The following is a 12,959-nucleotide window of genomic DNA, read 5'->3' on the forward strand; positions in this document are numbered from 1 at the left end:
CGGGCAGGGAAGGAACCCCCGTCGTCGAGTGACGACCGGACCGCCCATGCTCACCTTCCTCATCGCCTCGATCCCCAGCCCACCGGGCAAGAGCATTGGCATCGACCCGGTCCAGCTGCGCGCCTACGGCCTGGCCATCGCGGTCGGCGTACTGGTCGCGGTGTGGATCGCACAGCGGCGCTACGCCCGCCGGGGCGGCGACCCCGAAGCCCTGGCCACCATCGCCATGTGGGCCGTGCCGATGGGGCTCGTGGGCGCTCGCCTGTACCACGTCGTCACCGACTACCAGCGCTTCCAAGGACGCTGGTGGAGCGTCGTCGAGGTCTGGGAGGGCGGTCTCGGCATCCCCGGCGGCCTCCTCGCCGGGGTGATCACCGGAGTCGTCCTCGCCCGCCGTCGGGGTCTCGACGTCCCCACTTTGCTCGACGTCGCCGCACCGGCCATCCCCATCGCTCAGGCCATCGGCCGTCTCGGCAACTGGTTCAACCAGGAGCTCTTCGGCCGGCCCAGCGACCTGCCATGGGCCGTCCGGATCGACCCCGCGCATCGCCCCGACGGGCTCGAGCACGTCGCCACCTACCACCCAACGTTCCTCTACGAGGCGCTGTGGAACGTCGCACTCGCCGCGCTGCTCATCCGACTCGACCGCACCGGCCGGCTCCGCCGCGGGCAGCTCTTCACCCTCTACGTCGCCGGCTACGCTCTCGGCCGCCTGTGGGTGGAAGCACTCCGCATCGACTCCGCGAACGAGGTTCTCGGGCTGCGGGTCAACATCTGGATGAGCTTCGCCGCGCTGGCGATCGCCGCCGCCGTGTTCGCCGTGCAATCCCGCCACGCTGATCCGATGCCCGCCCCCGAGCAGGGCGCAACGCAGAGGTGAGAACGATGACCATCCTCTCTGACGTCTCGTGATGCCCGCAGGCCGCGGACGCCCCCAGAGCGCCGCCGACACCCTGGGGCCCGTTCTCGCTGCGTTGATCGGGCCGATCGGCGTGCGGTTCCACCTCTGGGACGGGTCGGCCTGGGGGCCTCCGGACGCGCCCGCCACCATCCGCCTCCGCTCACCGGATGCGCTGCGACGGCTCCTCTGGGCCCCTGGCGAGCTCGGCATCGCCCGAGCGTTCGTGGCCGAGGATGTCGACGTCGACGGCGACACCTACGAAGCGCTGCGGGCGCTGCGACCGGCGGGTCGTAGGCTGCACACAGCGTGGCGGTCCATCCCCCGCGCCACCATCGCAGCCAAGCGCCTGGGCGCCGCAGGGCGGCCGCTCCCGCCGCCCCCGGAAGAGCTGCGCCCGCATGGCCGGCGCCACTCGTCCCGTCGAGACGCCGAGGTCGTCGGGCATCACTACGACGTCGGGAACGACTTTTACGCGCTGATCCTCGGACCCTCGCTCACCTACTCCTGCGCACGGTTCTCACGTCCAGGGGTGTCGCTGGTCGAGGCACAGGAGTCGAAGCACGACCTCATCTGCCGCAAGCTCGGGCTGCAGGACCGGTCGGGCATGCGGTTGCTCGACGTGGGCTGCGGATGGGGGTCCCTCGCCCTCCACGCCGCACGCGAATACGGTGCCCAGGTCGTCGGCGTGACGATCAGCACGCAGCAAGTCCACGCGGCACGCCAGCGGGTCGACCAGGCGGGGCTCGCCAGCCAGATCGACATCCGGTTGCAGGACTACCGCCGACTCGATGGCGAGGAGTTCGACGTCATCGCCTCCATCGGCATGTCCGAGCATGTCGGGCACGAGCGCATCGACCAGTACTTCGCCGTGCTTCACTCGCGCCTCGCTCCAGGCGGCCGCATGCTCAACCACGCCATCTCCGCCGTGGGCGCCTCGCGAATCGGGCGCCGGACGTTCATGGGCCGATATGTCTTCCCCGATGGAGAGCTCCTCGACGTGGCCGACACCGTGTCGTCCATGGAGCGCGCCGGTTCGAGGTCCGGGACATCGAAGGCCTGCGCGAGCACTACGCGCTCACCCTGCGAGCGTGGGTGGCAAACCTCGAGCAGCACTGGGACGACGCCGTCGCGCTCGTCGGTGTCCGCCGGGCACGGGTCTGGCGGCTCTACATGGCGGCATCGGCTGTCGGGTTCGACGACGGGGGTCTGGGGGTGCACCAGGTACTGGGCGTGGTCTCGGCCCCGAGCGGCGCCAGCGGCATGCCACCGACGCGTGATGACTGGGCGACGCGATGAGGACCGGCCGTCATCTCATCAGCCGTCGACGCCCGCGCCAGTCGGCGCCGATGCTGGCCCAGGATCACCAGCGCTGCGCTCAAGTGGGCGGACAGCCGGCCGATACTACGAGTTGTAGTCGTCCCATCCTTGTCCGCCGGTAGGGCTGGAGGTACTTAAATGCGGTTCGTCTTCGCAGCAGGGCTCATGGTGGTGTGTGCAGGCGGCATCGGCCGGCTTCTGTGGCTGCTCGAGGGGAAGCCTCCGCTCGACCGGCCGGCGTGGTGGCCGGCCAGGCGGTCGATCGAGACCAGCGCGGGCAGGCCGACGTCTTCCAGCTCGGCGGACTGCCACTCGGTCGCCTCTGGGCCCCGTCGGCGTGGCCGACTCGCCGCCGTCGGCGCGTGCGCCGCGTGCTGCGGCATCCCGGTGTTGCTGCTGGCAGGCATCGCCGTCTTCGGCGTCGTGGCCAGCGTGAGCTTCTTGGGGGCGCTGCTGCTCCTTGCCGGCCTGGCGGCCTGGCGTCTCACCGCACGCCGGGTCAGGTCACACCATCACAAGTCGTCTGCCTCAACGGGAATGGGCGTGTCGTGCTGCGGGACCACTGACGGCGACCGCAACCCGGAGGCGGAGCTGGCGTCGGCCGGCCGCCACGGCTGAAACGGTCGACACCCGGCAGTGACGGCGCTCAGGTGAATCTCCCCAGAGTTGCTCACTGAAATTCCCCACCCGTGGGGCTCCACCAACTGGGGTGGGGCTCCCTCGATGCTGACGGTCTTCGACCACCACCAGCACGACGAGGGAGCCCCGTCTCATGCTCACACGGGAGGAAGATGTGGACGCGCACGCGCTCCATGCCAGAGGCTGGAAGATCGCTGTGATCGCTCGGCACTTGGGCCGCGAGCGCAAGACGATCCGGGCCTACTTGAACGGCGACCGCGTCGCTGGCGAACGGGCGAGCCCGGCGGTTGATCCGTTCGAGCCGTTCGTCGACTACGCCCGGGAGCGGCTGGGCGAGGACCCGCACCTGTGGGCCACGACGCTGTTCGACGAGCTCGTCGCGTTGGGGTTCGAGCAGAGCTACCAGACCTTGACCCGCCAGGTCCGCGCCCGGGGGCTGCGCCCGGCGTGTGAGACGTGCCGGCCGGCGAAGGGCCGGGCGGTCACGGTGATCGAGCACCCGCCGGGCGAAGAGACCCAGTGGGACTGGCTCGAGCTCCCCGACCCGCCCGCCGCGTGGGGGTGGGGCAGCTCGGCGAACCTGTTCGTCGGCGCGCTCGCGCACTCGGCCCGCTGGCGCGGGGTGCTGGCTGAGTCGATGGACCAGGCCCATGTCATCGACGGCCTCGACCGGGTGAGCCGCGAGTTGGGCGGGCTCACGTCGGTGTGGCGCTTCGATCGCATGGCCACGGTCTGTCACCCCGCGACCGGTCGGATCACCGCGTCGTTCGCCGGCGTCGCGAAGCACTACGGGGTGTCGGTCGCGATCTGCCCGCCGCGGCACGGCAACCGCAAGGGCGTCGTCGAGAAGGCCAACCACACCGCAGCCCAGCGCTGGTGGCGCAACCTCTCCGACGACGTCACCGTCGAGGAGGCCCAGGCGTCACTCGACCGGCTCTGCGCGGAGCGCCTCGACCAACGAACCCGGGTCATCGGCGACCGGCGCGCCACCGTCGCCGCCCACGCCGAGACTGAGCGGCTCCGGCCGGTCCCGAGCCCGTTCCCCGCCACGGTCACCGTCGACCGGCGCGTCGCCGCCAACGCCCGGGTCGCCTACCGCGGGAACTTCTACTCGGTCCCACCCGAGCTCGCCCACACCGCAGTGACCGTCACCGCCCGGCTCGGCGACGCCCACCTCGACATCGCCACCGACACCGGCATCGTGGTCGCCCGCCACCGTCTCGCCGGGACCGGCGCCGTCGTCGCCGACCACGGCCACGTCACCGCTCTCAACCGCGCCGCCCTGGCTGCGTTCAGCGACGCACCACCGCACCGGTCCAAGCAACGCATCCCGCCAGGCCCCGCTGCGCTCGCCGCGGCCGCCGCCCTGCGCGGCACCGACCCCGCCGGGGCGACGGTCATCGATCTCGCCCGCTACGCCCAAGCCGCCAACGGAAGGAACACCCTGACATGACCACCACCACGAGCCCGCCGGCCACCGCCGGCGAAGCCTCGACCTACCAACAACTGCGAGGCCACCTCGCGACCTCAAGCTCACCGCCTGCGCCGAAGCGCTCCCGGTCGTGCTCGACCAAGCCCAAGCCGAAGGGCTCACGATGACCGCCGCGCTCGAGCGGCTGTTGGCGATCGAGGTCAACGCGACCGAAGCCCGCCGGCTCGCCGGGCGGCTCCGCTTCGCGTCGCTCCCGACCCCGGCCACCCTCGAGGACTTCGACTACGACGCCCAACCCGGCGTCGACCCGAACCTCATCGCCGAGCTCGGCACCGGCCGCTACCTCGAGACCGCGACCAACGTGTTGCTCATCGGACCGCCCGGCGTCGGCAAGACCCACCTCGCCGTCGGCCTCGCCCGCCGCGCCGCCGAGACCGGCTACCGCACCTACTTCACCACCGCAGCCGACCTCGCAGCCCGATGCCACCGCGCCGCCATCGAAGGCCGCTGGGCGCACACCATGCGCTTCTTCAACGGACCCACCCTGCTCGTGATCGACGAGCTCGGCTACCTCCCGCTGCCCGCCGAAGCCGCGGCCGCGCTCTTCCAGGTCGTGTCGCAGCGCTACCTGCGCACCTCGATCGTGATGACGACCAACCGCGGGGTCGCCGCCTGGGGCGAGATCCTCGGCGACACCACCGTCGCCGCAGCGATGCTCGACCGGCTCCTGCACCGCTCCGTCGTGCTCAACCTCGACGGCGACAGCTACCGCCTCCGCGACCACCACGCCCGCACCGACACCCTCCGACGCAGTTGGCGTCCCGTGAGGTGGTGTAGGTAGCGAGACGGTCCCCCCATGGGTTGGGCCATCGCGTGAGCCTTGGTGAGACCTGCGAAAGCACTCACTGGAAGGAACTCACGCGATGACCCATGACGATGATGCCCGAGTTGCTGACCTGCTGGCGCGTCTGGGCGATGGTGACAGCAAGGAGCTGTTCCGCCGGCTGCTCGAGGCGGGGATGCAGGAGTTGATCGACGCCGAGCTCACCGCCGCGATCGGTGCCGGCCCCCACGAGCGAACCGACAGCCGCACCAACCAGCGCAACGGCTCTCGGAGCCGACTGCTGTCCACGCCGGCGGGTGATGTGGAGCTGCGGATCCCCAAGGTGCGGGTCGGGTCGTTCTTCCCGTCGCTGCTCGAGCCGCGCCGGCGGGTCGACAAGGCGCTGTGGGGTGTGATCATGACCGCCTACACCACCGGCACCTCGACCCGGAAGGTCGACGATCTGGTCCAGGCGCTGGGGTGTGAGTCGGGGGTGTCGAAGTCGACGGTGTCGCGGATCTGCGCGGGGATCGACGAAGAGGTCGCCGTGTTCCGCACCCGACGCCTGGACCACGTCGAGTTCCCCTACCTGTACCTCGACGCCACCTACATCAAGGCCCGCATCAACCACCGGATCATCTCCCGGGCCGTCGTGGTCGCCACCGGTGTCACCGCCAATGGTGACCGCGAGGTCCTCGGTGTCGACGTCGGCGACAGCGAAGACGAGGTGTTCTGGACCGCGTTCCTCCGCGGCCTCAAGGACCGAGGCCTCAGCGGAGTGCGCCTCGTCATCTCCGACGCCCACGCCGGGCTGAAGGCGTCGATCCCACGAGTGCTCGCCGGCGCGTCCTGGCAGCGCTGCAAGGTGCATCTGATGCGCAACATCTTGGGCACCGTGCCCTCCGCGTCCAAAGACATGGTCGCCGCGACGGTCCGCACGATCTTCGCCCAGCCCTCCGCCGAGGGGTGCCGGGCCCAGCTGCATGAGGTCGTCGGGGTCCTCGAGGGTCAGTTCCCCAAGGCCGCCGCGATCTTGGAGGGCGCCGAAGCGGACGTGTTGGCCCACACCGCGTTCCCCCGGGCGCATTGGCGCAAGATCGCCTCCACGAACCCGCTCGAGCGGATCAACAAGGAGATCAAGCGCCGCAGCAACGTCGTCGGGATCTTCCCCGACGACGCCTCGGTCATCCGCCTCGTCGGCGCCGTCCTGCTCGACCAACACGACGACTGGGCCATCTCCGAACGCCGCTACCTCTCCGAAGAGAGCATGGCCGCCATCGATCCCGACCCCACGGAGGTGACCACGACGAACCCTGCGCTGCCAGCCGCGTAACCTCAGGCTGGCGAAGCCAAGGCTCACAGACCTACTTCCACCACTCCACGGGGCACGATCCCGACGCACCACCACCGGCAACCGCCGACCACTAACCTGACCACCGCTCACACAGGTGGGGAATTTCGATGAGCGACACCGGGGAATTCCGGCGAGCGCCGTCAGCAGGTCCAACACCAACCGCTGACGTTGCGCCGACGACTGGACATTTGCAGCCGCGAGCCATTGTCCAAGACTCGCGGGGAACACATCGTCAGCTTGCATTGCATGATCGTCGATGAGTGAAGGACCTGGTGAAGTCCATATCCCCGGGTTACCGCGCAGCGACGGGTCGAGGTCGGCTGCTGTGGCGAGCGGTATCGTGTCGACGTGCACTCAGCTCCAACCCTTGTCCTCAAGCGGCTCGCGCGAGCCGTTCTCGTGGCCGCCACGACCATGGTTGTTCTGGTGTCGTGCTCGGGCGGGGAAGATGATCCTGAGGCAGCAACGGCCGCCGATGGCGCGGCGCTCTATCAGCAGTCGTGTGCCTCCTGCCATGGCAGCGATCTGCGGGGCACCGACCAGGGGCCGTCGCACCTCTCGCAGGTCTACGCGCCGGACCACCATCCCGATGCGTCGTTTCGGGCCGCGATCACCCAGGGCTCACCTGCCCATCACTGGCAGTTCGGCGACATGGCACCGGTCGCCGGACTTGATGACGATGAGATCGACGTGATCATCGCCTACATCCGCGAGCAACAGGAGCAGCACGGGTTCGAGCCCTACCCTCCGAAGTGACCCCAGCCTTCACCGGTGTGCGGATCGTGATCCGGCCCCAACGATCTGGGCCAAGCCCGGCCGGTTGCTGACCGCCTTCCTCGGGTTCACCTCCTGCCGCCGGACTCGGCGGCGGGCCGATACGTCCAATGCCAGGGTTCGCGAGGGACATCCTCGACGAAGCCGAATCTCCAGGCGTTGTCTCTCATCCACGCTTGACCTGATGCGTCGAGATCAAGGTCGAGCGAGAGTCCCCAGCCGTGGTTGCTGGTTCCCGGCGCTGCGGCCAGTCCGCCCTGCGAGTACAGACCCTTCTCCGACGCGAGCCGCTGCTGTGTCGCGAAGTCCCGGTAGGAGCTGATGACGCCCAGGCTGACTCCATCCGCAGATGCCGCTGACCGCAGCAGGGTGAACGCCTCGGCCGCAGGCGCGTGAAGTTGGTGACCGTCGACGCCGATGGAGGTGAGCTCGGTAACCGGAATACGACCGTTTCCGAACGCGACCAGCTCCGCTGGTGGCTGCAACCGCCCATAGGCGCCAGGCGCCAGCCGATGTGCGGGCGTCGGCGAAGCAAGTGAGCGAACAGAAGTGGAGTAGATGCTGCTGAAACCGTCCGTAGCCTGGGGCGGAAGCCGCGAACCAGCACCAGCGGTCCCCTCGGCGATGCGGGGTTGACGTCCACCAAATCGGTTCTCGATCGTCGCCATGCGGCTCTGGATCACAGCGATGCCATCCATCGCCTGGTTTGGTCGGCCCCGTGGCCGACGAGCTGAGGGATGTGACCGGATCTGGCGCATGGACGTCGGATGCATTGCGACGCCCTCGTGTGCCCGCTGGGCCGGTGCGGGTTCGGCTCCGTCAGAACCGCTCAACTGCGGCGATGACGCGACGAGCTACATCTGCCACGTCGCCGACTCCGTCGACCCGGACCAGGCGACGCTTTGTCTCGTACCAGGTCAGCACCGCTCCCCCATCGTGCTGCCACACCTGGATGCGATGGGCAATGACGTCTGGTTTGTCGTCGGCGCGGCCTCGTTGAAGTAGTCGACTCCGAACCTCGGAGTCGGGGACGTCGAGCGCGATCACGCACTCGACGGGAGCTTCAAGATCGTCGAGCCAATCGTCCAGCGCCTCGGCCTGGGTGAGCGTGCGGGGTGCTCCGTCAAGCACCCACCCTCCCGAACCGGTCGCCCCGACCAACCGCGTCTCCAAGATCGCCAGCACGTCGGCGGTGTCAACGAGCTCGCCGGCGGCCACCGTCGCCTCGATCCGTTCGCCCAACGGAGACTGCTTCGCCACCTCGTCGCGAAGGGCCGCCCCAACGGACAGGTGAATGACCGTGAGGTGCTCGGCAAGCAGTCGAGCGTGCGTGCTCTTGCCAGAGCCCGGCGGACCGAGCATGACCACCCTCATGGTCGTTCCGCCGACCAGCCGAGGAGCCCGCGCACCTGCCGTGTGATCTCGAGGTCTTCGCGAGAGGTGATGACGACGGTCCTCACGGCAGCGCCAGCAGGGCTGATATCGGTGTCGCTGGAAGCCGTCTCGTTCGCTCTACGGTCGACGTTCACTCCGAGAAACCCTAAGCCTTCAGCAGTGTCCGCCCGGACGGGGGCTGCGTGTTCTCCGACACCACCGGTGAAGACGAGTAGGTCGAGACCACCCATGGATGCCGCCATGGCGGCGATGCCCTGACGTAGCCGATGCACGTACACGTCGAAGCCGAGCACGGCACCGGGGTCACCCCCATCCCGTGCGGCAAGAACCTTGCGCATATCGCCGCTCTCGACAAAGCCTGCGAGCCCCGCGTGGCGCTCGAGGCCTTCGGCGACCTCGCCGGCGTCGAGTCCGCCGTCGGTGAGGAGCCACAGCAGCAGTCCGGGGTCGACCGCTCCGGCGCGGGTGGCCATGACGATGCCGTCGAGTGGGGTGAAACCCATCGTGGTGTCGATGGATCGTCCATCGACCACGGCGCACAGCGAAGCGCCACTTCCGAGGTGGCAGGTGATGATGCGAGCAGTGCCGGGAAGTCCAGCGATGGTCGCCCCACGGGCTGCGGCCCAAGCGTGGGAGAGGCCGTGGAACCCGAACCGATGGAGGTGCCATCGCTCTCGCCATTCGGATGGCAGTGCGTACGTGCGGGCTGCCATCGGCAACGTCGAGTGGAAGGCGGTGTCGAAGCAGGCGACGTGCGGACTCTGCGGCAAGATCCGACGGGCGGCGGCGAGTGCCGACAGCGCGCGGTCCTGATGCAGCGGTGCCAGTGGAGCGAGGGCGGCGATCGTTGCTTCCACCTCGGCCGTCACGAGCGTTGGCTCCCTGAGATCACTCCCGCCGTGAACGATGCGATGGCCGACGGCGTCGACTGCTGGCCCGTCGGCGAGGAACCGACGAAAATCGGCGGCGGACCCCCCGCCGTCCCACGGATCGACATCGTGCCCTTTGACGACGTCGCTGCGCTCGTCGATGATCCGCAACTTGAGCGTGGAGGAGCCAGCGTTCACGACGAGGACGTGCATCGGTACCACCTCCGTCGATGACAAGCGAACGAGCTGGTCACAATTCCACGTCCACTGCGGTGTTGCCGGGGAGGCGCACTCGACGATGCCCGACGCGCACCTCGATGGGTGCCGAGGGGCCGTCGGCCGCTGTGGTCAGCCGTAGCCGGTCGTGGTCGAGGGACACGCCAATGAGCTGTCCGCGATGGTGAAGCCGGAAGTCGACGTGGTGCAGCCCGCTCGGGAGGTGGGGATGGAAGCTCGGCGGATCGTCCAACAGAGCTAGGCCAGCGAAGGCGCGGGTCACGATGTCGATCGTCCCCGCCATGGCACCCAGGTGGATCCCTTCAGCGGTGGTGCCGCCCTGGGTGTCGTCGAGGTCGGCGACGAGGGCGTCGCGGAACAGGTCCCAGGCGCGGGCGGGATCGAGTCGGGCGAGAACCGACGCGTGCACGACCCGGCTGAGGGTCGAGCCATGGGCGGTGCGGTCGAGGTAGTAGTCGACTGTCCGCCGAAGGGAATCGCCGCTCACGCGATAGCCGAGGCGGTCGAGCTGCGCGAGGAGCTGATCGGGTCCGAGCAGGTAGAGGACCATGAGGACGTCGGCCTGCTTGGAGAGCTTGTAGCGGTTGGTGGCGTCACCTTCGGATTCGAGGATGAGGTCGAGGCGGCCGATGTTGCCGTAGGTCGCGCGGTAGTGGTCCCAGTCGAACTCGGTGAGGTCTGTGTAGCCGTCGAACTGGCTGATCACGCCGTCCTCGTGGAAGCAGACGTTCAGCCGTCGGCTGAGTTGTTCCCAGCGTTCGACCTCACCGATGGCGATGTCGAGTCGGTCCCGGGCTTCGTCGCCAGCGTAGCCGGCCAGCTCAGCGAGCGTGTCGACGGCTCGCCCGCACACCCAGGCTGCGAGGACATTCGTGTAGGCGTTGTCGCGAAGCCCGGAGCCGGGCGTGCCCGGGTAGCCGTCGTGGTACTCGTCGGGTCCCATCACGCCCTCGATGTGGAACCGGTCGCTGGCAGCATCGTGGGTAGCGAGGGAGGCGAAGAGACGGGCCACCTCGATGATCAGATCCGTACCCCGCTCGGCCAGCCAGGCACGATCGTCGGTGGCCTGGTAGTGGAGCCAGGCGTTGAAGGCGACGGCCAGGCCGACGTGGTACTGGCGTCGCGAGTTGTCGGGCATCCACCTACCGGAGCGCAGGTTGAAAAGCTGTTCGGGCGTCTCCTCGCGGCCGTCGCTGCCGCTCTGCCACGGGAAACGGGCTCCGGCAAGGCCGGCGACGCGGGCAGCCTGCCGGGCAGCCGGGAGTCGACGCCAGCGGTACTCGAGCAGGGCCCGGCTGACCTCGGGGAGGTGGACCCCGACGACGGGGAGGACGAACAGCTCGTCCCAGAAGACGTGACCTCGATACCCCTCCCCGTGCAGACCACGTGCGGGGACTCCGGCGTCGACCTCGGCGGTGTGGGGCGAGATGGCGCTGAGCAGGTGGTATGCGTGCAAGTTGAGGACCAGCTGTACATCTCGCTCTGCGTCGAGCTCGATGCGGAAGTGACCCCATAGGCGTCGCCACGCGGCCTCGTGGGCTTCGAGACGTCCGGTGAAGCCGCCGTGTGCCCTCGAGAGCTCTGCGAGGGCACCGTCTTCCGGTGAGGCGATCGCCACGTCACGTGAGGTGGCGAAGGCGATGGTCTTGTCGACGACGATTGGGCTCTGGTCTGTCAGCTCGATCGTCAGGTCGTGGACGTGTCGTCCGTCGCCGAGGTCGATGTGGCCGCTGCGCACGGGGGTGACACTGGCGACGGTCGTGCGAGCGGCAGTCGCGATGCGGATCCGGCTCTGGCTGGTCTCGGTCACCACCACGAGGGTGTCGGCAGCGGCATCCCAGGCATCGACGTCGGTGAGGTGACGGTTTGCGAGCGCCGCGTACTCGGCGACGTTGGAGTTCGTGATCCCGGCGTCGATCCCGGAACGGACGGTGACGACCCCGGTCCAACCGTCGGCGACGAGAGTCGTTTCCAGAGCAGCGACGTGGGGACGGTCCATCGAGGCCAGGCGCCGCTGGGTGAGGCGCAGCCGCCGGCCGTCGCCGTCTGTGAGGATCGCCGTGCGGGTGAGCACGGCGCGACGGAGGTCGAGCTCACGTCGTTCGTCGCTGATGTGCAGTCCACCGTCTGACCACCAGCGGCCCTCGTCGATGCGCACATCCAGCAGCAGCCAGTTCGGGGCGTTGACGAGGTGCTCGTCCTCCACCTCGCGGTCTTCGACCATGCTCGTAAGACGGTTGTAGATCCCCGCCAGGTAGGTCCCGGGATAGTGGATGCCGTCGGCGCGCCGTTCGGGAGCTGCGCCGCGGGTGCCCAGGTAGCCGTTGCCGACGGTGGTGAGCGCCTCGCGGTGACCTTCGTGTGCGGGGTCGAAGCCGGCGTAGGCCGCGACCCAAGGGTCGGTGCGCAGCACACCGAGGTCGAGTAGCGCGACGTCGTCGAGCACGAGGTCAGCCCCAGCTGCTTCCAGTGCGGCGCGCTGGTCGGCTCGGTTGACCCCGACCACCAGCCGGAACCCTCCGGCGCTGGCCGCGGCCACTCCCGATACCGCGTCTTCGACCACCGCGACCCGGGCGGGGTCGACCGCTAGGCGCCGCGCCGCTTCCAGGAACATGGCCGGGTCGGGTTTGCCGGGTAGTGCGAGATCGACTGCGAGAGCACCGTCGACGACCACGTCGAAGAGGTCTTTGATCTCGGCGGCGGCGAGCAGCTTGTCTGCGTCGCGGCTGGCGGTCACGAGGCCGACCGGGATGCCACCGGCGCGGAGCCGTCGAATGAGGTCCGTCGTACCGGCGAACACCCGGACTCCGTGCTCGGTCAGCCGTTTCAGGTACAGATCGTTCTTGCGGGCGGCGAGACCGTGCACGGTCCACGCGTCAGGAGGGTCGCCTTCCTGGCCCAGCGGAACGTCGACGCTGCGCGAGTCGAGGAACGTGGCGACGCCGTCTTCGCGCGAGCGGCCGTCGACATACCTGCGGTAGTCGCCGCCGGGGTCGAAGGGGATCGGTGCGGCACGCCCCGCCCGCGGGTCGTGCAACGCGTCGTCGAACAGCTCGGCCCATGCGGCGGCGTGCACCGACGCGGTGTCGGTGACCACACCGTCCATGTCGAAGATGACGGCGTCGTACGGCGGCGCCGCCCCTGTCGGCGCCAATGGAAGAGGATCGCGCGGAGACTCGGGCTGGCGACGTTCCTCGCGGGGGTTGGCGGCGACCACT

General features: G+C 69.1%; 9 protein-coding genes and 2 pseudogenes. 7 read left to right on the top strand and 4 right to left on the bottom strand.

Translation table 11 applies throughout. From position 1 onward, the window contains the following. Positions 1–46: 46 nt before the first annotated feature. The 7 genes and pseudogenes from lgt (at position 47) to GH723_RS14900 (ending at position 7,222) form a co-directional block, all read left to right on the top strand. Positions 47–880 (top strand): prolipoprotein diacylglyceryl transferase, encoded by an 834-nt coding sequence (gene lgt, locus GH723_RS14870; RefSeq protein WP_153760383.1) that lies wholly within the window; start codon positions 47–49, stop codon positions 878–880. A 31-nt stretch (positions 881–911) separates the two neighbouring features. After that, a pseudogene (locus GH723_RS14875) lies at positions 912–2,197 on the top strand (class I SAM-dependent methyltransferase). Positions 2,198–2,356: 159 nt separating this feature from the next. Then, on the top strand, positions 2,357–2,836 hold the full coding sequence (locus GH723_RS14880; protein WP_153760384.1) for a hypothetical protein: 480 nt from the start codon (positions 2,357–2,359) through the stop codon (positions 2,834–2,836). Between the two features lie 154 nt (positions 2,837–2,990). Further along, positions 2,991–4,310 carry a Mu transposase domain-containing protein gene (locus GH723_RS14885; protein ID WP_153760385.1) on the top strand — a complete coding sequence of 440 codons (1,320 nt, stop codon included), beginning with the start codon at positions 2,991–2,993 and terminating at the stop codon, positions 4,308–4,310. Then, positions 4,307–5,130 (top strand): annotated as a pseudogene (gene istB, locus GH723_RS14890) (IS21-like element helper ATPase IstB). The gene GH723_RS14885 and the pseudogene istB overlap by 4 nt, the downstream one beginning before the upstream one ends. Before the next feature lie 82 nt (positions 5,131–5,212). Further along, complete coding sequence (locus GH723_RS14895) at positions 5,213–6,445, top strand: IS256 family transposase (RefSeq protein ID WP_153758818.1); 1,233 nt, start codon at positions 5,213–5,215, stop codon at positions 6,443–6,445. Between the two features lie 420 nt (positions 6,446–6,865). After that, positions 6,866–7,222, top strand: coding sequence for a c-type cytochrome (locus tag GH723_RS14900; RefSeq protein WP_229022862.1), 357 nt, complete (start codon positions 6,866–6,868; stop codon positions 7,220–7,222). An 86-nt stretch (positions 7,223–7,308) separates the two neighbouring features. Here GH723_RS14900 and GH723_RS14905 read toward each other — a convergent pair whose 3' ends face one another. The 4 genes from GH723_RS14905 to GH723_RS14920 form a co-directional block, all read right to left on the bottom strand. Next, positions 7,309–7,908: a M15 family metallopeptidase gene (locus tag GH723_RS14905; protein ID WP_229022863.1), complete on the bottom strand. Its 600-nt coding sequence runs from the start codon at positions 7,906–7,908 to the stop codon at positions 7,309–7,311. A gap of 151 nt (positions 7,909–8,059) precedes the next feature. Then, complete coding sequence (locus GH723_RS14910) at positions 8,060–8,602, bottom strand: adenylate kinase family protein (protein WP_195210342.1); 543 nt, start codon at positions 8,600–8,602, stop codon at positions 8,060–8,062. Positions 8,603–8,610: 8 nt separating this feature from the next. Continuing rightward, a complete protein-coding gene (locus GH723_RS14915; RefSeq protein WP_153760388.1) occupies positions 8,611–9,717 on the bottom strand; it encodes an acetate/propionate family kinase in 1,107 nt (368 codons plus the stop codon). A 37-nt stretch (positions 9,718–9,754) separates the two neighbouring features. Next, positions 9,755–12,958 (bottom strand): beta-phosphoglucomutase family hydrolase, encoded by a 3,204-nt coding sequence (locus GH723_RS14920; protein ID WP_229022864.1) that lies wholly within the window; start codon positions 12,956–12,958, stop codon positions 9,755–9,757. Between the last annotated feature and the right edge of the window lies 1 nt (position 12,959).

The sequence above is a fragment of the Actinomarinicola tropica genome (assembly GCF_009650215.1).
Taxonomy (GTDB): Bacteria; Actinomycetota; Acidimicrobiia; order Acidimicrobiales; family SKKL01; genus Actinomarinicola; species Actinomarinicola tropica.